The organism is Psychrobacter fulvigenes (genome assembly GCF_904846155.1).
GTDB lineage: Bacteria > Pseudomonadota > Gammaproteobacteria > Pseudomonadales > Moraxellaceae > Psychrobacter > Psychrobacter fulvigenes.
Genome location: NZ_CAJGZP010000001.1, coordinates 2,713,083 through 2,739,168, shown reverse-complemented (window position 1 = coordinate 2,739,168; position 26,086 = coordinate 2,713,083). Strand labels below are relative to the sequence as shown.

At 43.8% G+C, this 26,086-nt stretch carries 21 protein-coding genes and 1 pseudogene; 14 read left to right on the top strand and 8 right to left on the bottom strand.

Annotated elements, in window-relative coordinates; genetic code table 11:
- Positions 1-88: 88 nt before the first annotated feature.
- The 4 genes from JMX03_RS11610 (at position 89) to JMX03_RS11595 (ending at position 8,942) form a co-directional block, all read left to right on the top strand.
- Complete coding sequence (locus tag JMX03_RS11610; protein ID WP_201596877.1) at positions 89-2,110, top strand: flotillin family protein; 2,022 nt, start codon at positions 89-91, stop codon at positions 2,108-2,110.
- Positions 2,111-2,424: 314 nt separating this feature from the next.
- On the top strand, positions 2,425-8,553 hold the full coding sequence (locus JMX03_RS11605; RefSeq protein ID WP_201596875.1) for a DNA repair ATPase: 6,129 nt from the start codon (positions 2,425-2,427) through the stop codon (positions 8,551-8,553).
- A gap of 74 nt (positions 8,554-8,627) precedes the next feature.
- On the top strand, positions 8,628-8,789 hold the full coding sequence (locus tag JMX03_RS11600; RefSeq protein ID WP_201596873.1) for a DUF2256 domain-containing protein: 162 nt from the start codon (positions 8,628-8,630) through the stop codon (positions 8,787-8,789).
- A 12-nt stretch (positions 8,790-8,801) separates the two neighbouring features.
- Entirely contained in the window at positions 8,802-8,942 is a 141-nt protein-coding gene (locus JMX03_RS11595) for a DUF2256 domain-containing protein (protein WP_201596871.1), read from the top strand.
- Positions 8,943-9,141: 199 nt separating this feature from the next.
- On the opposite strand, the gene JMX03_RS11590 is transcribed toward JMX03_RS11595, so the two are convergent.
- Positions 9,142-9,516, bottom strand: coding sequence for a hypothetical protein (locus tag JMX03_RS11590; protein WP_201596869.1), 375 nt, complete (start codon positions 9,514-9,516; stop codon positions 9,142-9,144).
- A 41-nt stretch (positions 9,517-9,557) separates the two neighbouring features.
- On the bottom strand, positions 9,558-9,974 hold the full coding sequence (locus tag JMX03_RS11585) for a GIY-YIG nuclease family protein (RefSeq protein ID WP_201596867.1): 417 nt from the start codon (positions 9,972-9,974) through the stop codon (positions 9,558-9,560).
- Positions 9,975-10,118: 144 nt separating this feature from the next.
- On the opposite strand from JMX03_RS11585, the gene JMX03_RS11580 reads away from it, so the two are divergent.
- Positions 10,119-10,787: a class I SAM-dependent methyltransferase gene (locus JMX03_RS11580; RefSeq protein WP_201596865.1), complete on the top strand. Its 669-nt coding sequence runs from the start codon at positions 10,119-10,121 to the stop codon at positions 10,785-10,787.
- 199 nt (positions 10,788-10,986) lie between these two features.
- Here the strand turns inward: JMX03_RS11580 and JMX03_RS11575 are convergent, their stop codons facing one another.
- Complete coding sequence (locus tag JMX03_RS11575; protein WP_201596863.1) at positions 10,987-11,154, bottom strand: hypothetical protein; 168 nt, start codon at positions 11,152-11,154, stop codon at positions 10,987-10,989.
- Between the two features lie 663 nt (positions 11,155-11,817).
- Between JMX03_RS11575 and JMX03_RS11570 the strand changes: the two genes are divergently transcribed.
- From JMX03_RS11570 to JMX03_RS11560, 3 genes are all read left to right on the top strand, one after another.
- Positions 11,818-11,964: a hypothetical protein gene (locus JMX03_RS11570; protein ID WP_201596861.1), complete on the top strand. Its 147-nt coding sequence runs from the start codon at positions 11,818-11,820 to the stop codon at positions 11,962-11,964.
- Between the two features lie 43 nt (positions 11,965-12,007).
- A complete protein-coding gene (locus JMX03_RS11565) occupies positions 12,008-12,316 on the top strand; it encodes a helix-turn-helix domain-containing protein (RefSeq protein ID WP_201573982.1) in 309 nt (102 codons plus the stop codon).
- A gap of 139 nt (positions 12,317-12,455) precedes the next feature.
- The gene (locus tag JMX03_RS11560; RefSeq protein WP_227695930.1) at positions 12,456-13,244 is read left to right on the top strand and encodes a reverse transcriptase family protein; all 789 of its coding nucleotides are present in this window, start codon (positions 12,456-12,458) and stop codon (positions 13,242-13,244) included.
- Positions 13,245-13,360: 116 nt separating this feature from the next.
- Here the strand turns inward: JMX03_RS11560 and JMX03_RS15375 are convergent.
- The 4 genes and pseudogenes from JMX03_RS15375 to metH form a co-directional block, all read right to left on the bottom strand.
- A pseudogene (locus JMX03_RS15375) lies at positions 13,361-13,474 on the bottom strand (vitamin B12 dependent-methionine synthase activation domain-containing protein); the annotation flags it as partial.
- Positions 13,475-13,870: a type II toxin-antitoxin system VapC family toxin gene (locus JMX03_RS11550; protein WP_201596857.1), complete on the bottom strand. Its 396-nt coding sequence runs from the start codon at positions 13,868-13,870 to the stop codon at positions 13,475-13,477.
- On the bottom strand, positions 13,867-14,103 hold the full coding sequence (locus JMX03_RS11545; RefSeq protein ID WP_201573985.1) for a hypothetical protein: 237 nt from the start codon (positions 14,101-14,103) through the stop codon (positions 13,867-13,869). Before JMX03_RS11545 ends, JMX03_RS11550 begins: the two co-directional genes overlap by 4 nt.
- A gap of 115 nt (positions 14,104-14,218) precedes the next feature.
- Complete coding sequence (gene metH / locus JMX03_RS11540; protein WP_201596855.1) at positions 14,219-17,998, bottom strand: methionine synthase; 3,780 nt, start codon at positions 17,996-17,998, stop codon at positions 14,219-14,221.
- A gap of 668 nt (positions 17,999-18,666) precedes the next feature.
- On the opposite strand from metH, the gene JMX03_RS11535 reads away from it, so the two are divergent.
- Both JMX03_RS11535 and JMX03_RS11530 read left to right on the top strand, forming a co-directional pair.
- Positions 18,667-19,257 (top strand): fasciclin domain-containing protein, encoded by a 591-nt coding sequence (locus tag JMX03_RS11535; protein ID WP_201596853.1) that lies wholly within the window; start codon positions 18,667-18,669, stop codon positions 19,255-19,257.
- A 94-nt stretch (positions 19,258-19,351) separates the two neighbouring features.
- Positions 19,352-19,978: a fasciclin domain-containing protein gene (locus tag JMX03_RS11530; protein WP_201596851.1), complete on the top strand. Its 627-nt coding sequence runs from the start codon at positions 19,352-19,354 to the stop codon at positions 19,976-19,978.
- A gap of 286 nt (positions 19,979-20,264) precedes the next feature.
- On the opposite strand, the gene JMX03_RS11525 is transcribed toward JMX03_RS11530, so the two are convergent.
- Complete coding sequence (locus JMX03_RS11525) at positions 20,265-21,827, bottom strand: alanine/glycine:cation symporter family protein (RefSeq protein ID WP_201573989.1); 1,563 nt, start codon at positions 21,825-21,827, stop codon at positions 20,265-20,267.
- A 1,068-nt stretch (positions 21,828-22,895) separates the two neighbouring features.
- Between JMX03_RS11525 and JMX03_RS11520 the strand changes: the two genes are divergently transcribed.
- From JMX03_RS11520 to JMX03_RS11505, 4 genes are all read left to right on the top strand, one after another.
- Positions 22,896-23,507, top strand: coding sequence for a LemA family protein (locus JMX03_RS11520; RefSeq protein ID WP_201573990.1), 612 nt, complete (start codon positions 22,896-22,898; stop codon positions 23,505-23,507).
- Between the two features lie 6 nt (positions 23,508-23,513).
- Positions 23,514-24,149, top strand: a complete 636-nt coding sequence (locus JMX03_RS11515; protein WP_201596849.1) for a TPM domain-containing protein — start codon at positions 23,514-23,516, stop codon at positions 24,147-24,149.
- Positions 24,150-24,214: 65 nt separating this feature from the next.
- Entirely contained in the window at positions 24,215-25,390 is a 1,176-nt protein-coding gene (locus JMX03_RS11510) for a TPM domain-containing protein (RefSeq protein ID WP_201596848.1), read from the top strand.
- Between the two features lie 142 nt (positions 25,391-25,532).
- Positions 25,533-26,063 (top strand): TPM domain-containing protein, encoded by a 531-nt coding sequence (locus JMX03_RS11505; protein WP_201596847.1) that lies wholly within the window; start codon positions 25,533-25,535, stop codon positions 26,061-26,063.
- The last annotated feature ends 23 nt before the right edge of the window (positions 26,064-26,086 follow it).

The window sequence follows — 26,086 nt, the reverse complement described above, 5'->3', positions numbered from 1 at the left end:
AGCAGCGGCATAACGATTGGGCAATGTATAAACGATAAGTCATCTATTGGCAGGCATTGTAGCAACTGTTTTAATTAGAGGAATAAATATGGACATACTCATCATCGTCGGCGTGGTTGTAGTGCTGGCGTTTGTTTTCATCATGGCAGCGCTTTTGATGCTCAAAGCCTTTTATTTTAAGGTGGATCAAGGCACCGCACTCATCATTAACGGGGTTAATAAAATAGCTGTACGTTTTGATGGTGGTTTTGTTTGGCCGATTATCAACAAAAAAGAATTGATGCGCATCTCGCTCATCACCTTAGAGGTGGATAGACGTGGTAAAGAAGGATTGATTTGCGCCGATAACATGCGTGCCGATATTACGGTGGCGTTTTATTTGCGTGTCAATGAGACCGACGAAGACGTACTAAAAGTTGCTAAATCAGTTGGAGTTGATAGAGCCTCGGACAAGGTTGCAGTGAATGAGCTGTTTAATGCCAAGTTCTCAGAAGCCCTAAAGACGGTCGGTAAGCAAATTGATTTTGTTAAATTGTTTGAAAACCGCAGTGAGTTTCGTGACAGTATCGTCAAGGAAATCGGCAACGATCTAAATGGCTATGTGCTAGAAGACGTGGCAATTGATTACTTGGAGCAAACCCCAAAAGCGTCCTTAGATTCAAGCAATATCTTGGATGCCGAAGGTATCAAAAAGATTACTCAGCTAACGGCCTTCCAAAACGTCATCACCAATGAGCTTGAGCGCGACGAAGAGCTAGCGGTTAAGAAGAAAAACGTCGAAACCGTCGAAGCCATGCTCGAGCTTGAGCGTCAACAAGCAGATGCTGAAGCCAAGCAAAACCGTGAAATCTCTTCTGTCATTGCACGTGAGACCGCGGAGACCCGCAAGATCGAAGAAGAAGAGCGTAAAAAGTCTGAAACCGCGATTATCATGGTCGAACAAGATTTGGCGATTCAGCGTGAAAATCAGCAGCGTGAAATCGAAGTCGCCGAACAAAACCGTCTGCGTGCGGTCGTCATCGAAGAAGAGAAAGTGACTCGTGCTCGTGATCTTGAAATCGTCTCGCGTGAGCGTGAAGTAGATCTGCAACGTATCGAAGCAGAGCGCGCGATTGAACTTGAGAAAAAAGAAATCGCTAACGTCATTCGCGAACGTATCGCAGTGGACAAAACGGTCGCGCAAGAAGAAGAGCGCATCAAAGAAGTCCGCGAAGTCAGCGAAGCAGAACGCTCTAAGCAGACACGCGTATTGGCAGCTGAAGCCGACGCTGAAGAAATCAAAGTGCGTCAGGTCAAAAAGGCGGAAGCAGAAGAGCTGTCAGCCAAGCATAAAGCGGTGGAAATCACCACGCTTGCCACGGCCAATCTTGAAGCGTCTGCCAAAGAGTCAGAAGCCAAAATCAAGCTTGCTGAAGGTATCAAAGCCGAGGAGTCGGCACATGGATTCGCTGAAGCAGCCATTCAAGAAGCCAAGTCAGTATCGCTTGAAAAAGAAGGCATTGCTAAAGCCAATATCATCAAAGCTACTGGACAAGCTGAAGCGCAATCTGAGCGCGAAAAAGGCATGGCTGATGCTGAGGTCATCGCTGCTCGCGGTGAATCTAAAGCAAGAGCTGAGCGTGACATCGGTATGGCAGAAGCAGAGATTATTGCCGCTCGTGGTGAGTCAAATGCCAAGGCAGAGCGTGAAGTTGGCTTGGCAAAAGCCGAAGTTACCCGCGCGCACTTCCAAGCCGAGGCCGATGGTCTGGTCGAGAAGTTCAATGCTATGGGCAGCATGAGCAAAGAGGCACGCGAGCACGAAGAGTTCCGTATGGGTCTTGAGACTGCCTTGCAAGAAGCGATGGCGTCGATTGAAGCAGGTAAAGAGATTGCCAAAGAAAACGCGGAAGTATTGGCAGTGGCGCTACAAAAAGCCAAAATCGATATTGTCGGCGGTGAAGCGCACTTCTTTGATAACTTTGCCAAGTCGCTTTCTATCGGTAAAGCCATTGATGGCCTTGCGGGCAAGTCAGATACCTTGAGCGGTATTATCAATACTATGATGGCCAGTCAGGTGATGAATAAGACCAATAAGTCTAGTGATCAGTCTGTTAAACATAATGACTAATTATTAATAAACTCAATATAGTGTTGATTTCTCTGATTTAGCGTAGGGTGGGTTAGTTTTACCAAACTCTCGTAGAGAGTGAGGATAAAACGTAACCCACCTTTGGCTGTTGGGATTATACATTAGGCGGGTTACACTGCGCTAACCACAATCTACGTCTACTCAAATTTCAAGCAACACCGAGTTGGCTGTTCTAAAAAAATGTTTTAGATGTCTTATCTGCGTTTCTTTAGACTAGCCACATTTAACCTTCTCACCTTTTCTTATTGCGCAAAACTCTCTTACTATATAAAAACAGAAGTGGACGAACAACGATGGCGGATACGCAAAATTCAAATAATCCAAATAGCCTAGATAATAATGGCCAAGCGCATCAAGCTGAACAAACCGATCAGGCGGTGGCTTCTGGTAATGCCTATGAGCTCATCAAAAGACGTCTTAGCGAACAAGGCAGCCGTCTACAAGCGCAGACCGCTACTCTTAATAATGCGCGTCTAGAAGAGTTTGGCAGCACTCAGATGCAGGTCATTGCGCGTACCCGTATTCGTACCGAACACAACTGTGTGGCGCAGGATATGGTGCAGGTCGGCGACTATCTATTGTTTGGCTACAACGTGTTTATGGGTCTTAAGCGTGCGAGCAGTATCAAAGATGTGCTGTCGTTATATCGTTTGATAGAGTCTGCTGACCCTGATAATAAGAGCGGCGAGGGCAACGCTGAGCAAGACTATCAGTTAGAAGAAATAGATCTGGCAGGTACCTTTTTAGATCAACAGGGTTTTATACAAGACTTTGATGAGCTGTATCGCTACTACAAGCAAACACGGCTGATTCAGCTGACCGTTAAAGACAGCAAACTGCTGTTGGCGTTTCAGATTGGTGAGCGTATCACTGATATTCGGGTGTTTCGTTTCGCCTTAGATTTTAGCGAAGGCACACCAGAGTCTGCCCAAGTCGTCTATGTAGACAATCGCGGTGAGCGCGATATTGAATTGCCGCCAGCCTACGATTTTGAGTGGACTGAGACCACGCGTGAGCAGATGATCAACGGCAAATATCCGCATATGAACATCTTAGATACGGTGTTTGTGGAGACGGTAGGCGGTAGTTTGACCATTAAGATAGAAGATAATACTGAGTCAGGGCTAGGAATCTATAGCGAGCCTGTCAGTGACAGCACGCAGTCTCTGACCGATGCTGATATTGCTTATGCCAAAGTTGGTAGCTTAATCTTGCTAAAGGTATTGCCGTATCGTGAAGACAGCCATCGTTACTTTGTCTACAACACCTTGACGGAAGAAGTGCTGCGACTGGATGCTATCGGGCAGTCGTGCGTGCAGCTGCCTGAAGATCACGGCATTATTTTCCCAGGAGGTTATTACTTACAAACGGGCGAGTATAAGCTGTTCGATGCTAACAATGGCGATGCCAATACTAGCACCAGCAACGGCAATAAAAAGAACTTAAAGTTTAAACGCCGAATCGTCTCGCCAAACGGTGAAGATGTGCTGTTTTTATTTTACGATAGAGATTTAGGCATCACAGGGTTATTCCCTTATAACTTGATCAAAAAACAACTGGCAAATACCATTTACTGTAATGGTATGGCGTTGGCTGAGAACGGCCGCTTAGTACTGTTCAGCGCTCAAAGTGAGCCGTCACGCATTCACCCGATGCAGATATGGCATACCCCTTATGCCTCTCCAGAATATGTGAATGAATTGCCTGAAAGTACGAGCTTCTATGGCAAAATTGGCAATAAGGAATTGGTGCGCGGCATCTCAGACCTCTATAGCATCACCCGCCTGATTGACAATCAAAGCGTGTCGCAAAAGCTCTATGAAGAGCTGGCGGATAATACCAGCCGCCTGTTTGATAGCTATTATTGGCTGTCTGAGCCTGAGCTGACTGAGATTGCTGGTAGCATTAAAGAAGTGACGGCTACTGCTGAGTTGGTCATTGATGAGTTTGCCAAAGTACAAAGTATCCAAAAGCAAACCCAAACGGCTATAGCCGATGCCGAAGCCCAGCAAAATGAAATCTTACGGCAGATACGAGTCACTACTTTTGAGTCCGCCAGTGACTATGTTGATCAATTGTCTGCGTTGAGACGGCAAAAAGGCCGCTTGGTCAGCTTGGAAGATTTACGTTATTTAGATAGCGATAAATTAGTAGCGCTACAAACACAACTAGAAGCAGCAGAGAGCGAGCTTGCCGAAAAAACCGTACTATTTCTAAGTGGTGAAGAGGCGCTATCAAGCTACGAAGGGGTATTAGCAGATGTTAATGAGCGTTTAAATACGAGCGAGACCAATGCCGAGCTCAAGCCAGTATTAGAAAAAATCGATGAGACCGCTCAAGGTCTAGACTTGTTGACCGAGCTGCTAGGTACACTAGACGTCGCCGATGCCACGGTACGTACGCAAATTATCGATGACATCTCGACCATCTATGCGAGTCTCAATCAAAGCAAAGCCAAGCTCAATCATAAACGCAAAAACTTAGGTTCAGCTGAAGCAGTAGCGCAATTTGGTGCGCAGTTTAGACTGTTTGGTCAGTCCATTGCCAATGCTTTATCCATTGCCAATACGCCTGAGAAGTCAGACGAGCAAATGGCAAAATTGCTGGTGCAGTTAGAAGAGTTAGAGAGCCAGTTTGCTGACCCAGAGACCAATAGTGGCGATCAGTTTTTAGCTGACATTATCAGCAAGCGTGAAGAGATTTATGAGGTTTTTGAAAACCATAAGCAGCAATTGCTTGATGCGCGTAACCGTAAGGCACAAAACTTAGGTGATGGCGCACTACGGATGCTAGAGAGCATCAAAAGGCGTACCCAAAGCACAGGTGTCACGGGTTTTAGCGAGGAAGAAGCTTTAAATACTTACTTTGCCTCAGATGGCCTAGTGCAAAAAGTGCGTAGCATCGCCAAAGAGTTGCAAGAGATGGGCTTTAGCGTCAAAGCAGATGATATCGATGCGCGTCTCAAAGCCATTCAAGTTGAGAGTTATAAGAGTCTAAAAGACAAGTCAGACTTGTTTGAAGAGGGCGGTCAGATTATTAAGTTAGGCCGCCATCGCTTTTCGGTCAATACTCAGCCGCTGGATTTGACCTTACTAAGTCGCGGGCAGACAGACGGCAAACGCGTCCTTAATCTACATCTAACGGGCACAGATTATTATGAAGTATTGGACAATGCCGAATTAAACGCTTTGCGTCCGTACTGGGATATGAATATCGCCTCCGAGTCTGATACCGTCTACCGCGCCGAATACTTGGCTTATAGCATTATCGAGAGCGCCAAAAACAGCCAAGATGGCCTAACCGAAGCGCGTCTGTATCAAGCTTATGATGAGACTGTTAGCACCATAAGCAGCACTATTGATAGCAATGGCGACATCGATGACAGTAGCCCTCTTGCCAAACTGGTCAAAACTTACGCTACCCCGCGCTATCAGCTTGGGTTTGAAAAAGGTATTCATGACCATGATGCGACACTTTTGCTAAGGCAGATATTGCCGACACTGCGCGAAGCTGGCTTGCTGATTTATACTCCGCAAGTTCGCGCCTTGGCACAAGTTTTCTATTGGCAATTAAGCCTAGTAAAAGCGCTTGGTTTAAATGGGTTACGTCAATTTGGTTACGATAACTGGTTAAATGAGTCCGTACTAACGCGCGTGAGTAACTGGTCGGATAGAGCCGTTACCGCTGAGCAGTTGCGTCGCAGCTTAGGTAGTGATACCGCCAAAGCCTTGCTGGTTGAAGATATGGCGGAGGTTATGCATAACTTTGTCTTTGCTTATAATGATGATAACTTTGGTCTCGAAAGTGATTCTAATAAGAAATTAGAAACAGAAAACGATACTAGCGACATTCATAATGCCAATATTTTTAAGCAAAGCTACGTGCAGCTTGCCAGCGAATACTTGGTCAGTGTCATGGGGCAGGCGAGTAGCTTAGACGTCAAAACAGAATGGCAAACTAGCCAGCAAGCGCAGCAGTTGTGCGAGCAGCTGATGCAAGCGCTAAATAGTTCGTCAGGCAGTACGCAGAACGCTGCCAGTTTTGAGCAATTACAATCTTCAATCGGCAAGCTGACCTTGCAGCCCAAATCTGCCTATGAGCTATTGGCAACTTGGTTTCATGCCCTGCTCGATAAAGCCTACGCCAATAGTAAAAACAGTAGCGAGCAAGCAAATAGCGACGACAATACGCTTAGTGAAGAGCAGCGTGCTCAGCTTGAAGAAGCAGAAGCGCTACGTCAGCAGCAGTTAGCCATCGGTCGCCATTATGTACCCGAGGCCATTGCGGTCTTACTCACCCAATTAGATGATGGGCAACGTGAAGCCTTGGTACAGCGTCTTATTGACTCAGGTGTCAGCTTCGATAAGAGCGCCACTGGCACGCCGTCTACTTTGTCATTCTCAGCCACTACCTCGCTGACCAGTCTCAATAATCCACTCAATCAAGTGCAGAGCTTTGAGCGCAGCATAGGTAAAGTGTCGCTTGAAATACAAGTCAATAACTTACTAGGCGAACATGAGCGCATTCATCAGCAGACTTTGACCTTTGCTGTCGATGATTTCTTAAATCGTTTGCACCATCATGACACACAGGTCATACCCGCTTATAGACGCTATCTGGCTATGCGCTCCGAGATTTTGCATGATGCCCGCGAGGCGCTGCGGCTCGACGAATTTATGCCGCGTCCACTGTCATCCTTTGTGCGTAACCGTCTGATTAATGAGAGCTATCTGCCGCTTATCGGTGACAACCTTGCTAAGCAAATGGGCACGGTCGGCGAAGATAAACGTACCGATCTGATGGGTATCCTGATGATGATATCGCCACCAGGTTACGGTAAAACCACCTTGATGGAGTATGTGGCAAACCGTCTCGGCCTTATCTTTATGAAGATTAATTGTCCTTCCCTCGGTCATGACGTCACCTCTTTAGACCCCGAAAAAGCGCCCAACGCTACCGCACGAGAAGAGCTGAATAAAATTAACCTAGCCTTTGAGATGGGCAATAACGTCATGCTTTATCTGGATGATATCCAGCATACTCATGCCGAATTTTTACAGAAGTTTATCTCACTTGGTGATGGTACGCGCCGCGTCGATGGCGTCTGGCAAGGCAAAACCAAAACCTACGACATGCGCGGCAAGAAGTTCTGCGTGGTCATGGCAGGTAACCCGTACACCGAAAGCGGCGAAGCCTTCAAAGTCCCTGACATGCTCGCCAACCGCGCTGACATCTATAACTTGGGCGATATCATGAGTGGGATGGAAGACGTCTTTGCGCTCAGCTATATTGAAAACTCGTTAACCTCCAATGCTGTGCTAGCACCGCTTGCCAACCGTGATTTGAGTGACGTCCATCGTCTGATTAGAATGGCAAAAGCCGTTGGTTCCAATAGCGAAAATCTCGCGCAAGCAAGCGACTTGACTTATCCTTACAGCACCTCAGAGATTAACGAAATTATCGCCATCTTGCGCCATATGTTTACCGTGCAAGAAGTCATCCTTGATGTCAACCAAGCTTACATCGCCTCGGCTTCGCAAGATGATAAATATCGCGTCGAGCCGATATTTAAGTTGCAAGGCAGCTACCGGAACATGAACAAAATGACCGAAAAGCTCTCAGCGGTCATGAATAAAGAGGAGCTTAACCAGCTGATAGACGATCACTATCTCGGCGAGTCGCAGCTACTGACTTCAGGTGCAGAGAGTAACTTACTTAAGCTTGGCGAGATGCGCGGCGTACTTGACGATGCAGAAAAAGAGCGCTGGGAGCAAATCAAAGCTGACTTTTTGCGTAACAAAGCCATGGGCGGCGAAGATGGCGACACTGGCGCACGTATCGTCGCGCAGCTTGTTGACCTAGCCAGCGGCTTCAATGCCATCAGCAGTCAGTTTGATAAATACCTTAACCAAAACGATCCTGAGCAACTGGCACGTTTAAATGAATCAGCAGAGCAAGCCAAACGAGACGCGCAGATTGAGTCCCAAAAACTGCTCGCCGACAGCTTTATCACGGGTTTTGTAGATAATGCCAAAGTCGTCAGCGACAGTATCGATAATGGCTTTGAGAAGAGCATGAATCAGCTGATGCAAATCTATAAGCACGACCACAAGACGGAAAGCGAGTACCTCAAGCAAAACCAAGACATGCAAAAGTCTCTCATGGTGCAATTGGTCAGCGCGGTTGAACAGTTGGCACAGCAAATGGCGGAAAGCTTGTCCAACAGGGCTGAAGATCATACATCTGACAGCGAGCTCACTGAGAAAACCGCGCTCATGGCAAATGCTCTCAAGCAAGCGCTAGAGCCGCTGACCATACGCATGGATGAAAAGCTTGCCCTTGATACCAGTACCGACCAATCGGGCAAGCTCATCGTCAATAGCTTAAACAGGCTTAATAAAATATTTGATGATCATGAGTAGGGTAATAGTGACAAGCAGGCGTAAGGCGCGTTCCACACCCCAATTGGTAAACATATAGTACGATAAGGAAAACAATGGCGCACAAAAAGAAAAATGTACGCAAAAAAGAATGCCCAGTCTGCGCGCGCGAATTTAGCTGGAGCAAAAAGCTAGATAAAAACTGGGATAGCATAGTGTACTGCTCAGACCAATGCCGCCGAGTCAAAAAGTATGAGGGTTTAGAACATCAGAAGTGAGATGAAATAACCATGGCACACAAAAAACCAAACTTACCTGAGAAGATTTGCCCCATTTGCCAGCGACCCTTCACATGGCGTAAGAAATGGGAAAAAGATTGGGACAATGTGGTTTATTGTTCTGAGCGGTGTCGGCGGGTGAAAAATAAGTAGAGTGGTGTTAGCCTTTTAGCCTTGCCAAATTCTCATAGAGAAGACCGTCAAGATATTACCACTTGAAAGCTCTGCTAAATTCAAAAAATCTGCTCTGAGCCACGTAAGAATCTAGATAAAACACGAAATGTTTTGGCTAGAAATTCTTAGATTTCACTATGTTTTAATAACGCTACGAAAGGTATTGTATCACTACTAGCTAATTCTTCACAGGCGCTTCAAACGAATCTAATGCAGGTGAACGCTCTGGTAATGAAAGCAGGATTGGCTTAAGTTTCGATAAAAAATATGCAGAATCGCTAGAATGCCCTAGATTACTAATACGAACTTCAAAAGTTAACATGTTGTGTTCATTAAATATTGAAGGCCTCATTGAGTTCAAAAAACTGGTTCCTCCTGAAATATTTTCATCAAAACCACCATAATTAATACCGAATAAATCAGAGGTTTTTGCAAAATCTATGCTTTTTGCTAGCTTTTCGTTGATTATGGAGAATATCATATGATTATCTTCTATATGATATTTGTATCCTATTTGGTATCTAAATTTCAATAGAATAGATATAATTCTCATTATTTTCTCTAATTTGAAATGTATTTGCTCTAATGTAGTAGTTAACTGCCTCTGGTTTTTTTAAATTTAATAACTATTCGATCTTTGTTATTTGTTTTTTTAATTTCATTAGAAATAATTGGGTCAATTCCATATTTTAGTGTGCTTCCATCTGTTAGAAAATTTATATAGTAGTTAAGAATATCAATAATATTAGGTAAAATGTCCAAATTAAAAAATTCTGTCTTACCATCGCCATCATTATATGGGACTTGATAGTCAATAAATAAAGCATGCATAGCTTTCTCTATTTTATAAACTTTACTTTCACATAACTCAAGAGAGTATGATCTATCAAAGTCAGGTTCACCCCAGAATCTTTTCAAAGTCTTAATTCTATTTGATATATTGTCTGATTTACCAATTTTCACTACTTTTAAATTGCTATATACTAAGATGTATAAAAAACTATTTTTCATGGCTATTCCTTATTTTTTGTAGATTTAAATATGTACTTACTGGTAGTTCAAATTATATGATACTAATTGGGCTTGCAATACGAATTGATCTACAGACGTCAACCATTGTCGTATAAAAACGAAACAAATCCCACCGAGACCGCCATGAAATCAAAGCCAACCTCAAAGCCAACTTTCAAATTGCCCAGCCTCAAAAGCATCTACAATAATAAAGTCCTGCCTGTCTTAATCGACAAAGCCTGCGCATTAGACGTTGTGAGCGAGCAAAGAGCGCTTATCGTTCCAAAAGCCCACGGCATAGTGCTAGAGGTCGGTGTTGGCAGTGGGCTTAATGCCAGATTTTATAACTCACAAACCGTTAAACAAGTGATAGGCGTCGACCCGCACCTGCATCCATTGGCAGCAGAGCGCTTTGCCAACGCTGGCATCGACTTTATCTCGCAACCGCTCTCCGCTGAGACGCTACCTCTTGAGGACAATAGCGTTGACAGTGTCGTCATGACTTTTACCCTGTGCTCTATCCCTAATCCTATTCAAGCGCTAACTGAGATGAGACGCGTGCTAAAACCGACTGGCACCCTATATTATGCCGAGCACGGATTAGCGCCGCAGCCCAAATGGGTGGGCAAAATACAACAGCTCATCACCCCAGCATGGAAGCCGATAGCGGGCGGCTGTCATCTGGATAGGAATATCGAACAGCTGATAGCACAGGCGGGGTTTGAGGTGGCGGGTCAGCAAGGATTTACTCAGGGCGTCAATATCGTGGGTTATCACTATTGGGGCGAGGCGATGCCTGCTATTTTGGATTAACAACTTGAGGTAGTGTGGCGTTAGACTGGTCAAATTCTCGTAGAGAATGTGGAATATGCTGAATTTAAATGGTGAGTGACCAACCTTCAGTAATATAAGCCGAAATCAAGACAAAAGAAGACCGCCACATTTCTTATTGAGACATGCTCAAAAAGTAGAGGAGGCGGTGCTGTTAGAATGTTTATAGCTTATTTAAAACCTAAAGAATAATAAGCAGCCAATCCTGCTTTTTGCTCATATCTGCTGGTCTAGGCGAGGCATTGGCTAAGGTTTGGTGCGTCGCCTGCTCCGCGCGCCACCCCAAACCAAGCCATTGCAACTCGCCCAGCCAAGCAGGATAACCGCTGCAATCAGGGCTAAACCGCATCCCAAGGCAACCATTAAATAATAACTAAGTTTTGCTATAGAACAAGGTTCGGATAGGTTGAACGGAGCTTGCGACCCCCAACATTTTTGGTTCATAAATTGTTGGGTCTCGTGCCTCGACACCAACCTACAACAAACCAACCCTTCAAATAGCATATGCAATGCAAAATTTGGCGTAGGGTACGTTCCACGCACCAATTTATAAATTGTCACTGTTAAAGGTGCATGAAGCACACCTTACAACATTTATGCTTTAGCTCAGCTATATATTATACAAGGACAGCCATAGCACGTAGATTTCTAACTTAATACTATATGTACCTAAATAGTAAAATTCGCTATTTGCTAATATTTATTTCGCTATAAGCGAAATAAATATTGATTAGCCTTTCTCTTAATTGTATAATCTTGAATGTTAGTTGATGTACAGACGAATAACTCATCATGAATATTAGGTAAAATTTTACCTGCGGAGAATTAGTTTTCTCTACCTCCTACTGGGCTCATGCGTTCTCGACTCGACGTATTACAATGGTTCGGTATGGTGCTTGCTTGCAATGAGAGCAAGCAAGCACCTGTAAGGATTGACCGCTGATTAAGTCTATTTTTCTAGTTGCGATGAGGATACTAGTAATTCCACTAGTATCGACTAGGAGAAAACGTTATGAAAGAATCAACTGATAATCAGCACCCGCCTAAGAAAAGTAAAAAATGGTCTAAAAGATTTCCTTTTTGGTTATTAGAAGCTTTTAAGGTTATATCAAGTATCCTCAATATTTTTAAATTTATTGAAAGATTCTTTGATGAGTAGCCCTTAGGCGTTGTCCTTAACAGTTTTGTTATGGAGTCTAATCATGCTTAATAATGCATTAAAAAAAATCCGTTTGTTTCACAATATGAAGCAAAATGAGCTTTCTCAACAACTTAACATTTCTAACTCTTATCTTTCTGAAATCGAAAGTGGCAAAAAGTCTCCAAGCATTGAGCTTTTACAGAATTATGCAGTTATCTTTGATATACCTGTCTCTTCTCTCTTGTATTTCTCAGAACAACTAGAAAGTGAAGGTAAAATATCTAAGAGCTTTAGAATAAAATCAGCAGGCTTTATTTTAAAGTTGTTGGACTGGAGTATTAAAAATGAGCAAAAAGAAGGTAAAGGCTAATAAAGTTTACTCTTTGAACCAATGTAGGCTATATAAAGTTACAAGCTTGAAAAAACTCTGCTCAATTCTTAAAATAACTGAAGAAGAGCTAAGTTTATTGGTTGAGAGTTAAGAAAATAGCGATTTTTATAATTGTTGTATCAACAAAGATGGACGTCCAATCCAAGAACCTAAAAAACTGATGTATCGTGTACACAATCGAATAGCTAACTTATTATCAAGAATTGAAACACCTGAGTATGTCCACTATTCAAAAAAAGGACACTCCCATATTAGTAATGCCGAAGTTCATTTACACTCAAAGCAATTGATGACCTTTGATATTAAGTCTTATTATTCAAATATAAGTAGTGAATCAATAAGAGTATTCTTTAGACATAAATTACAGTGCGAGCAAGATATAGCGTACCTCTTGTCAAAATTATGTACTCTTAATGGCTCACTACCTACAGGCAGTCAGATTAGTGTCTATCTATGTAATTTGGTAAATTTAGATATGTTCGATGAAATGAAGCTACAATGTGAAATGTTTGAGCAGAAATTTACGGTTTATGCTGATGATATAACGATATCAGGAAAGTCTGTAAATAAAAGTCACTACAACGTAATGAGTAAGATTTTAGAGCGTCATGGTTATGAAATTAAAGAAAGCAAAACTAAACGATTTACTTCAAACGAAATTCCAGTTGTCACAGGTATAGCTCTTAAAAAAACTTCAGACGTTAAGAATAGCTTTTATATGGAGCTAAGGCAGTTATGTGAAGGTATTGATATTCATATAGATGATGCATCTTATGCTCAACTCAAGGATGAGTATTACTCTCTTAAAGGCAAAGCTCAATATGTAAAACAATTAAATCAAAAGATACCAAAGTTCGTATTTCAAACTCAAGCTAAGTTAGAAAAGAAACTTGAGGGTCAGCTCTAACTTATTATCAACAATGACATTGTTCCCCATACGTACTAGGACTAATAAAAAATAGAACTTCCTACTAGAAGTAAACTTTTGTATAAACAGCATTAAATCTATATATTCAGATTCAATCAATTCTTATCTATTTTGATATTCAAATCCTTACAGGCAGCATAATCCTCCAACTGGTCGCGGTCGATTTTACCGACGTTGAAGTATTCGCTATCCGGATGCGAGTAATAAAACTAAAACCAGTCAACAATTTGTAAACCCTCTACACGTTCAAACTCTTTTGTATTATGCGTTACTAAAGTGGCATTGTTAGCAAGCGCACAACCTGCAATTTGAATGTCATAAGGACCGATAGGTTTGCCCTGACGCTCAAGTGTTGCTCGAATCTGTGCTGCCACTTCTGCCTCTCTGCGACCAAACGATAAGATTTGAACTTGCTCTAATAGGGTAGATAATTGAGCCAGACGTTTAGCAGGATGAGTAGATTTTTGGATTCCGACGTTTAGCTCGTAGAGAACAATAGTAGGAATAATAATCTCATACGGGTCACAGGCATAAAGATGCGAGGCAACTTGCCCCGCACCTTTGAAAAAGTAAATCAGCGTATTGGTATCTAAAACATAGCTCATAAAGGCTCACGCTCGGCATCATCCCCTTGAGCACCCCGAATCTCATCCAAACTCGGAAAGTCCGTCCAGCTGCCAGCCAGTGCTTTGACTTCTGGCGACCAGTCTTGATGCTGTTTAACCTGACGCTCAACGAATTGGCTTAACCAAAGACTGGGTGGTAAGTTTTCAGCCTGCGCCATCTCATAAATAATGGCTTGAACCTCTTCATCGAGCGTTAACGTAATTTTTTGCATCTGCTTACCCCTTATCTCTATTTAAGGATATAGGATTATATTAGCAGACTTCATTGTCTAATGCTGTGCAATACCTGCGACAAATAAAGTCTGCCAATAGAGATTTTGTAGCGGTCTACAAATTCGGATTTAACCACTTCTCAGCAGTCTTCATATCCCAACCTTTACGCTCAGCATAGCTCTCTAACTGATCCGTACTGATTTTACCGACGTTGAAGTATTCACTATCAGGGTGCGAGTAATAGAAGCCGCTAACGGACGACGCAGGCCACATCGCATAGCTTTCAGTCAATCTAGTACCGATAGCCTCAACCGTACCGAGCCAGTCAAACAGTTTGCCTTTTTCCGTATGCTCAGGACAGGCAGGGTAGCCCGGTGCAGGGCGGATACCGACATATTTTTCTTTGATGAGGTCTTCGTTGGTGAGGGTCTCATCAGCTTGATAGCCCCAATAGTCTTTACGAATCAGCTCATGCAAGTGCTCGGCAAAGGCTTCGGCTAAGCGGTCAGACAAAGCCTGTACCATAATGGCGTTATAATCATCACCAGCCGCTTTATAGTCTTCAGCGAGCGCTTCGGTACCCGCTATAGAGACGGTAAAGCCGCCAAGATAATCAGTATGGGTGTCCGATGGCGAGATAAAATCCGCCAAGCTAAAGTTCGGCTTGCCACTGGCTTTGTCGCTTTGTTGACGCAAATGCTCAAACTGATAAGTCGGTTTGCCGTCATCAGCTGGACTGTTATCATAGACAGTGACCGTATCTGCGCCAGTGCGTTTGGCTGGCATCAGTTTAAACACACCCTTGGCAACGATTAACTTTTCATCGATCATTTTTTGCAGCATGTCTTCTGCATTTTCAAACAAGTCTCGTGCCGCTTCACCGACCACATCATCTTGCAAGATTTTCGGATATTTACCTGCCAGACCCCAAGAGATAAAGAACGGTGTCCAGTCGATGTATGGCAGTAGGTTGGTGATGGGATAATCGTCAAATATCACTTGGCCTAGGGTGTTAGGTACAGGCGGTACATAATTTTCCCAGTCATAATCAAAGCCAAGCTTGATAGATTCGGCATAAGACAGCTTTGCCGCTTTTGGTTGGCGTTTGGCGAGACGCTCACGGACTGTTATGTACTCTTCGCGGGTCTCATCAATCAAGCCTTGACGGTGTTCTTTAGAGAGCAGCTTAGTCACCACGCCGACCGAACGTGAGGCATCCGCTACATAGATAACGCCACTGTTTTGATATTGTGGTTCTACTTTGACAGCCGTATGGGCTTTAGAGGTCGTTGCTCCGCCGATCATCAATGGCAGGTTCATGCCGCGCTCTTGCATTTGCTTGGCGACATAGACCATCTCATCGAGACTCGGGGTAATCAGACCAGATAAGCCGATGATATCGACTTTTTCAGCAATAGCAGTATCGAGGATTTTTTCACACGGTACCATCACGCCCAAGTCGACGATGTCATAGCCATTACAGCCGAGTACCACACCGACGATGTTTTTACCGATGTCATGGACGTCACCTTTGACGGTCGCCATGAGGATTTTACCTTTGACCTCACCCTCGACTTTTTCCGCTTCGATGTACGGGTTTAGCCAGGCCACCGATTGCTTCATCACACGTGCAGACTTCACTACTTGCGGTAAGAACATTTTACCCGCGCCAAATAAATCACCGACGATGTTCATGCCGTCCATCAGCGGCCCTTCGATGACTTCTAGCGGTTTCGGGTATTTCTCCCATGCCTCTTTGGTATCGGCTTCGATAAAGGTAGTGATACCTTTGACGAGTGCATGAGCGATGCGCTCTTCCACCGTGCCTTCGCGCCAGCTCATATCGACAGTGCTGTCTTTTTTTTTCCCATCTCCTTGGAAGCTCTCAGCGACGGTCATTAGGCGTTCGGTAGCGTCTTGCCCCGTCTCGCCTTGGTTGCGATTGAGCATCACATCTTCGATCGCATCGCGTGCTTCCTTCGGGATGTCGTCATATATCTCCAGCATGGCAGGGTTGACGATACCCATCGTCAGACCGTTTTGAATCGCATGGTAAAGGAATACAGAGTTAATGGCTTCACGGATGGGGTTACCACGGAAGCTAAACGAGACGTTAGATACGCCGCCTGATACCATCGCATTAGGCAAGTTATCCGTAATCCACTTAGTGGCATTGATAAAGTCAGCGCCGTAGTTATTGTGTTCAGTGATACCTGTGGCGACCGCAAAGACGTTGGGGTCAAAGATGATATCCTCAGACGGGAAGCCAACTTCGTTGACCAGTACGTCATAGCTGCGCTGACAGATCTGGATTTTGCGTTCAAAGGTGTCTGCTTGTCCGTCTTCATCAAAGGCCATAACAATGACTGCGGCACCGTAGCGCATACAGAGCTTGGCATGTTCGACGAACTCATCGTAGCCTTCTTTTAAGGAGATAGAGTTGACGACACATTTACCTTGCGTACGCTTCAGGCCTTCTTCGATGATGTCCCATTTAGATGAGTCTAGCATCAAGGGTACACGGCTAATATCAGGCTCACCAGAGACCAAGTTGACGAAATGAATCATCGCTTGCTTGGAGTCGAGCATGCCCTCATCCATGTTGATATCGACGATTTGTGCGCCGCCCTCAACCTGATCACGGGCGACATCGAGTGCTTCGGTATAGGCTTCGGTTTTAATCAAACGTAAGAATTTTTTAGAGCCAGTGACGTTGGTACGCTCACCGACGTTGACGAATAGGCTGTCAGACGTGATGTTAAATGGCTCAAGCCCAGACAGACGACAAGCAGGTGCTATTTCAGGAATCTCGCGCGGTGGGTAGTTTGCCACCATGTTGGCTATTTGGCGGATATGCTCAGGCGTCGTACCGCAGCAGCCGCCGACGATGTTTAAGATACCCGCTTTGGCAAAGCCTTCAAGCAGGGCAGTGGTTTCTTCGGCAGTTTCATCGTATTCACCAAACTCATTCGGCAGACCCGCATTTGGATGCGCGGAGACATACATATTGGCGATATTAGACAGCGTTTGGATATGCGGGCGCAGCGCATCAGCACCGAGCGCGCAGTTGAAACCAACAGATAACGGCTTGGCATGGCGAATCGAGTTATAAAACGCTTCAGCTGTTTGACCAGATAGTGTGCGGCCTGAGGCATCGGTAATTGTACCCGAAATCATAATCGGTAATTCAAAGCCGATATCATCGAATACGCCAGTGATGGCAAATATCGCTGCTTTAGCATTAAGCGTATCAAATATGGTCTCAATCAAGATGATATCGACACCGCCTTCTATCAGCGCCAGCGTCGCTTCACGATAGTTCAGCACCAGCTCATCAAAAGTAATGTTACGAAAGGCAGGGTCATTGACATCAGGGGATAGCGAGCAAGTACGAGACGTTGGGCCAACGACTCCAGCGACGAAGCGTGGCTTGTCAGGGGTCTTAGCAGTAAATTCATCAGCAGCTTCGCGGGCAATCTTGGCCGCAGTCTTGTTCAGCTCTGGCACCAGATATTCCATATCGTAGTCAGACATCGATAGGCGCGTGCCATTAAAGGTATTGGTCTCGATGATATCTGCACCAGCCGTTAGGTGGTCACTGTGAATCTCTTTAATCATGTGCAGCTGTGTTAGCACAAGCAAATCGTTATTACCGCGCACGTCTTGGCTAATATCAGCAAAGCGCTCGCCGCGATAGTCCGCTTCTTCTAGCTTATAGTTCTGAATATGCGTACCCATCGCGCCATCAAGCATCAGGATGCGCTTTTGCATTTGCTCAACGATTCGGGCGCGTGCGCTTAGTTGCTGTTCTTTATAAGGAAATACTGCAGGTGGTGTTAGGACAAAGCCATCGACAGCTTGAGGAGAGGTTGGAGAAGTCGTCTTTTGCGTCATGGGAACACTGCTTATATTATCAATATTGAATGAAAGGAAAAACGTTAAAAGCCATACTAAAAGTTATAAAAATGATAAAAACATAGAGGCACAAATCTGCAATATTCTAGCATGAAAACTGCGTCTCTCTGAGTGATGTCGCTATCCATGCTTGGCAATAACCAAACAAGACATCAATCTACTGTTTGCGTGACGTATTCTGTCACTACTCTATTATCACAATACTCGACCTTGCGTTAGATATGCTTATGCTAGGTTTGGATTTTATCGTTAACTCGCTGATTATAAATGAAATTATATTAAGTTTCTAAAAAACGATACTGTACTTATAAAACTGACAAAACTTACAAGTTGGTGACAAAAAGCGCGTAAAAGCAAATAGTTAAAGTTTTTTTATATGCTAACTTGATTTTACTAGATTTGTTCTTTTATAAGTATTGTTTACAAATGGCTAGCTATTGGTAGTCAATCAATTATCACAGGCAGTGGTTGAGAGTCATTTTTTAATTGCTGCTTTTTTAATAGTCTTATAAAGAAACCTAATTAAAGAAACCTGATTAAAGAAGCCTAGTTTTTCAAAAATGCATAGGGGTTCTGACGAAAAACTTATTAGCTCATTTAATTGCTTACTTAAAAGCAATATACCTTTCATTATCAAGGATATGAATATGAAGTTTACCAAACTTGCAACCCTTGGCACATTGGCAGTTTCAATCGCTGGCTTAAGCGCTTGTAATAACATGATGCCAAACAAAGATGCATCGATCAAAGCCACGACTGCCACTCAATCAGCACCAGCTCAAGTAGCATCAACTACGAGTAAACCTGTCGCTGAGATGAACGTGGTACAGATTGCTCAGAGTAATGCAGACTTTTCGCTATTGGTCGAAGCTGTGCAAGCAGCAGGTATCGCTGGTGCTCTCTCTGACCCTAATGCAAATTTCACTATTTTTGCACCAACCAACGCCGCCTTTGCACAAGTATTACAAGAGACTAACTTGAGTAAAGAGCAGCTGTTTGCCAACAAGCCGCTATTAACCAAAATATTAGGCTACCACGTGATCAGCGCCGAGATGCCAGTATATGCTAAAAATGTGCAGGCGGGCAATGTCATGATGCTAAGCGAAGATACATTGACTGTCACTCCGCAAGGTACATTGATGGATGAAAATGGCCGTACTGCTAACATTGTCAAAACCGATCTTGCCGCGACAAATGGCGTGGTACACGTGATTGATAAAGTGCTATTACCAAAATAAAGCTTAACAGCCAACAGATTGAAAACCCACATCTGGCTGTGATCTTAAATACTTTTTAGTCACAGCTAGTTCAAGTCGATATAAGGAAATACCTATGTTAAAGAAGAATTTATTATCTATCGCCGTTGTTACAGCAGCAGTCTCATTAGCAGCTTGTAATGACACCGAGACAGTGACTGAGCCAGTCGAGCCTGAAGCCACGACCGAAGTGATGACAGAGCCTATGGTCGATGCAGAACCTATGGTTGACGCTGAGCCTACGGCGGATACTGATATGGCAAATGCTGAAGTGGTCGCTAACCAAAATATCACTGAGCTTGCGGCTGGCAATGAAGACTTATCTACCTTAGTAGCAGCTTTGCAGGCTGCTGATCTTGACCAGACACTGGCCTCTGATGGTCAATTCACGGTCTTTGCTCCGACCAATGACGCTTTTGCTAAGTTATTGGAGACTCTAGGTATCACGCAAGACGAGCTCTTAGCAGATAAAGAATTACTCACCAGCGTACTGACGTATCATGTTGTTCCTGATGCAGTGGTAAAAGCAGCAGATATTCCTTATGGTACTGACATCACGACCGTTAACGGTAAAGCCTTTATGATCAGTGATGCCAATGTCATTACTGCTGCCAACGGTGGCACTGCGAACATCGCAGCCACAGATATTATGGCGACAAATGGTGTGGTTCATGTTATCGATGCTGTCCTACTACCAGAGTAAATAAGCGCTACCAGAGTAAATACGTGCTACTAATTTAACGTATATAATTCATAAGCCCAGCCCTAAGCGCTGGGCTTATTTGTGTGTGGGAGCTATTAACAGACAACTAGACAACTATATGGTGATGGGATTTATGCATAAGTTATAGGAGTTAGACATACACTAGAAGCTAAGCAAAAATAGCAAACCACAAAAAAGCCCGTGATAGATGTCACGGGCTTTTCTTGATTTTATTTCAGTACTATTGTCTGAAGGCTAGTAATACAGAGCTTTTAACAAAGTGCTATTACACTCTAGGCTCTTTATCTAGCGCTTCGCGCTTTAGCATTTCTTGCTCTTGTAGATGACGCTCTTCCCAATAAGTGGCATTTTTGATGCCGAACTTCTTAGGATCAAACGTGAATCTATTATAACTCGTACCGCCACCAGCTTTGAGCTGTGCTTCATAGTCACGTAAAATATCAATGGCTGGGCGTGCTACAAAGAAGATAATGATAATACCAACAATGTTGAGCCATGCCATCAAGCCAACGCCAACATCGCCAAGTCCCCAGATGTAGCCTGAACTATTAAGCGCACCATAAGCAACCATAAACATGATGACTAATTTTACGACAAACAGACCAACTTTAGACGCGCCCTTACCCATAGAGCGGGTGAGGTAGGAGATATTCACTTCAGCGATATAGTAGTACGCTAAGATGGTCGTAAAGGCAAAGAAGAATACGGCTACAGCAATAAAGGTATCACCAAAATTACCGTATACAGATTCCATCGCCATTTGGGTGAATGATGGTGAGTTAATCTCGATATCAGCGGCTACATTTTGGACGATGAATTGACCATCAGCCAGAGTGCCCTGAATGTTGTACATACCTGTAGATAAGATCATAAAGGCAGTAGCAGAACAAACTAAAAGCGTATCGACATAGACAGAGAACGCCTGAACCAAGCCTTGCTGTGCTGGATGATCAACAGCAGCTGCCGCAGCAGCGTGAGGGCCTGTACCTTGACCAGCTTCGTTGGAGTAAATACCACGTTTGACACCCCAACCGATTGCAGCACCGAAGCCTGCTTGTGCAGTAAAGGCATCACCGATGATCATACCGAATACTTGTGGGATCATGCTGAAGTTGGTAAACATGATGAGTAGCGCAAGTAAAATGTAACCCAACGCCATAAACGGTACAGCATATTCAGTAAAGGTTGCAATACGCTTAATACCACCAAAAATGATAAAGCCTAAAACAGCTAAGATAATGACCAATGCGAAAAGACGAGTTGAACCAACGTCCATGCCTGCTAAGTTGATGACTGAACCTTCACCAGCGACCTGAGCGACCGCGTTTATCACACCGTTTGCTTGTACGCCTGGTAAGAACACACCACACGCAATAATAGAAGCAATAGCAAATAAAATGCCATACCACTTTTGACCAAGTGCCCGCTCAAAATAATAAGCAGGGCCACCGCGATATTCGCCAGTGATGACATCGCGCTCTTTATAAATCTGACCGAGTGTGGACTCGACGTAAGCGGTAGAGGCACCTAAGAATGCCACAACCCACATCCAAAATACCGCACCTGGGCCACCGAAACCGATAGCAGCTGCGACACCTGCGATGTTACCCATTCCCACACGTCCTGCTAATGAAACGGCAAGTGCCTGAAATGATGAGATACCATCGTTATCAGGCTTACCTCTAAATAGCAGTCTAAGCATCTCTTTGAACAGGCGCACTTGTACAAAGCGCGTCATAATAGAATAAAACAGACCTGCACCCAAGCACAGATAGATCAGTGCCGGACTCCAGATAATTGAGTTTGCTAAATTGACTAAACCTTCCATATTGTTATTCCTCAAACTATCTCAAAGTGCTGATATTCAGTATTGACAGGTTTCTAAACCGATATAGTCAATCCACTCTAACAACATCATTTTAAGCACTTAGGATAGATTGTAGTTGTCTATGTTTATCCGCTTGGCTGATCATCAACGCTACCAGCGTTCATGTAGATCTAGCTGCGGTCGCAATTCCTTTTGCCTTTCTGGTCATTACGGTATGATGACATGTCGCAATCAGAATAGGTAAATAATAAATAGCCCAGCGGATAAAACAGGTGGTTATTATAATTAAATACCAATCAATATACTGATAGCATTCAAACTAAAATTAGCTGCTTTGGTTGTGCTGATTGAGCGAAAATCCTTGAAGCTTATAGCATCCTACACGTTAGAGAGTTATAAACTAAGAAGGAAGTTTGCCAATCTATAAGGGGACTATACTAACTAAAAGATAAGTCCACTACTAATTGTATGCAAACCATACGGCTACGTAACTGCAATTTGCCATAATTTCATAGCAATTACTAGAGATTTTTATGATTATAGAGTGTTTAGTTTATTTATTTTTAAGTTAGTAAACGGATGTGTGGTTATAGGCTGTTTTTCGACTAAAGCTAATCATAGTCAGCTCTTCGATGAGATGGTGTAAAATGGCGACCAAGGGTTGCGATGCAAGAAAGTATCACTAACGATGATAAGATATGAAGGTATTAGCAAGCGAAGTCAAATGAGTCTTTTTGAGCCTTATAATTGGCTCAGTGGTTGTGTTTTGGTAACGGTGAATTGTAAAGCCACTACGATAACGCCATTATTAGCAGCATGGTTAGAGGTAAATGCTATTGCAAATATAAAACCTTGTATAGTCGATCCACTATAAAATAAATACAGTGCTACTGGGATGAATTTTATGCAGCATCGAACAGTGACGAAGTCGCAGAGCAAGCAGAGAAAATTTATACCAGTAGCACGCTGTAAAAGCTGTACTCTTTTTATTTAGGACTCACTATATGGATAAGTAGTTCATTATTTTTTACTACCTAGAGATATTTATTTTTATTAGGAGAAACACATATGACGCGTAAATCTATTTTAAAACCCATGCTACTATCAGCAGTATTAGCAACATCAACAGTCGGCTTGACAGGTTGTGGCTATAACAATTTACAGGCGCAAGACGAGCAAGTAACCGCAGCTTGGTCAGAAGTGGTCAACCAATATCAGCGTCGTTCGGACTTGGTACCAAACTTGGTAAAAGTTGTGCAGCAGTATGCGGATCAAGAACAAGAAGTATTCACTCAAGTGGCTGAAGCGCGCTCGCGTGCAGGTAGCATCAACATAACGCCAGAAGTGCTCAATGACCCACAAGCGATGGAGCGTTATGCAGAAGCACAAGCGCAGATGGGCGGCGCGTTATCACGCTTGATGGCAGTCTCTGAGCGTTACCCTGAGCTAAAGTCTGATGCTTTGTTCCAAGATTTGCAGGCGCAGCTAGAAGGCACTGAAAACCGCATTACCGTTGCACGTAATCGTTATATCCAAGAAGTACAGGGTTACAACACCACCGTACGTCAATTCCCAACCAATATCACGGCAAAAGTATTCGGTATGGATACCAAGCCAAACTTCAATGTAGATAATGAAGAAGCGATATCGACTGCCCCAACGGTTGATTTTGGTGAGTAGGTCTTAATGAAGTCATATAATACATGGATTAAGCTTGGGAAAGGTATTGTTCTAACCACTTTTTTAATGGCTCATTTAGCTGTAAGTGGTTGCAACAGTGCCGCTGACTCGATTCAAAATACTGAAAATAAAACTAGCAAGGCTCAGGCTTTAACAGCAGAGCCTTATATTCCAGTATCTTTAATAGATGAACAGTCTGAATCACGTTATATTGCGCCAGAAACGTTAGGAGAGCAGCTTAAAAGCCCTGTTAATGACTTCACTGCAACGCTGAGCAATGCTGAAATTGAGTTTTTAAATGAAAAGCTCAAAGAGGTTGATAAAGAAGGGTTGCTACAAATGGGAGTTGTCCTTGTAGCAACCACAGAGGATATGCCAATCTTCGATTATGCGATGACGGTGGCAAAGAGTTGGGCGCTAGGCAGTCCTGATAATAATAATGGTTTGGTGATTCTTTTGGCTTTGGATGATAGACAGATGTATATCCTGACTGGCCTTGATATTGAAGAGACCCTCACAAACGAGACTGTTGCTCAGATTATTGATAAAGACATTACGCCACATTTTCGCAAGGCGAATTATGTGACTGGTTTATCAGCTGGTATTGATGCATTGGTTTGGAAGATGCGTCAACATCAGTAACTAAAATAGATAGATAGAAAACTACATTATAATTTTAAGTAAAATATTAGGTGGTAGAGACCAATATGCAAAACTTTAAACCATGCCTAACTGCAATACTCTTAGCGTGGGGTACCTTATATGCGCCAATAAGTTTTGCAGAAAATCATAACAATACCGCTGCGGATGATATTGCTGTCGCGACTGACAGTAGCGCATCGAGCATGCAAAACCGTAGCGTTGAAGAATTAGTCGCTATCGCTAAAGCGGGTGAGTCTAATGAAGCCATCAATGACGCGGTACTCGGTAACGAAGCTATTAATGAGGCGATATTAGGGAATGAGGCGCTTAATCCTAATGCGGCAAATGCTGATTCTATTAATAATAGTGCTGTGAATAGTAGCGCTGCTACTCAAGCGCCTAATATAAATACAGTACCTATTAGATCTAATGTTACGTTAGTAGACGATCAAGCTGGCGCTTTAAATCCGCAAGAGAAGCAGCGTCTAGAAGCACAATTACAAAATATATATTATCAAGGTTTAGCAAATATAGCGCTGGTTATTGTAGACAGCACTAATCGTGTTCCTATATTTGACTATGCTTTACAGATAGCTGAAAAAGAAGGACTTGGTAATAAAGATACCGATGATGGCTTGCTGATATTAGTTGCTAAAGAAGATCGTGATATGTACATACTAACGGGATATGGGTTAGAGGGCGTGCTACCTGACGCTGCGGTTAATCGTATTATTGATGAAGATATCACCCCTAACTTTAAGCAGGACGATTATGCGGGTGGCTTAATACGAGGGATTAACCGCATTGAGGAGCGTTTGCTAGCAGACCCTGAGGTGTTAGCTCAGTCCGACGCCTTAGCAGCCGAACGTAGTGCTCAACAAGGGTCTGATGAGCTGCCAACCCCTGTTTTCTTGTTTATTATGGCGATGATATTTGGTAGCTTTATCACCAATATCTTTGGACGGGTCTTTGGCTCTATCATAACGGCAGGTGGGTTTTTTGCAGGTTCCTTAGCCTTGGGGGGTGGCTTCTTTATGACCCTCATTATGGCCATATTTATCTGGATGTTCTTGATCTCTCGCGGCTCAGGTGGCGGCGGTCGTGGTGGACGCGGCGGTGGAGGTGGAATGGTATTCCTGCCGGGTATGGGCGGGGGTAGTAGTGGTGGCGGTTTTGGTAGTGGCGGCTTTGGCGGCGGCGGTGGCGGTTTTGGTGGTGGTGGTGCAGGCGGTTCGTGGTAACCTATCCACTGATGACAGCCAAATCAATGATGGTTGATGGCTCAGAACTAAAGAGTGCTCAGCACTAAAAATATAACCAATAAAAATGGTTCAATACCTATCAGATGACAGTCAGCAATAGCGCACTTGAGGATATAATATCATGGCACAAAACAACGCACCCACATCACAGGCAAGCCTTGCTCGTTGGTGGCGTCAAGTCTTGTTTGTTCCTATGCTGCACAGCAAATGGCTAACATCAGAGGCTAAGGCACGCCTCACGGCAAAAGTAACAGAGGCAGAGCGCGGCCATCGCGGCGAGGTATTTTTGATTATAGAAAACCAGCTGCCCATTCAAGCTGCTTATCACATCGACTGCCGTGAGCGCGCCGTTGACTTGTTTAGCGAGTACCGCGTATGGGATACCGAAGAAAATACTGGCGTCTTAGTCTACGTCAACATCTGTGAGCATAAGTTAGAGATTGTCGCCGATCGTGGCATCAGCGCTCATGTGAGTCCCACTGTCTGGCAAGCGATGTGCGAAAAAGTAGTGGCAGGTATCGCCAATCAAAAAATGGAAGAAAGCTTAAGTGAATTGCTCGATGAAGTAGGGCAGTTGCTACGTCAGTATTATCACCTAGAGCATGATCCAGCAGGCAATGAGCTGTCGGATACGGTGGTATTTTTAAAGTAGTTCTTTACTTTAGCTTTTAAAGT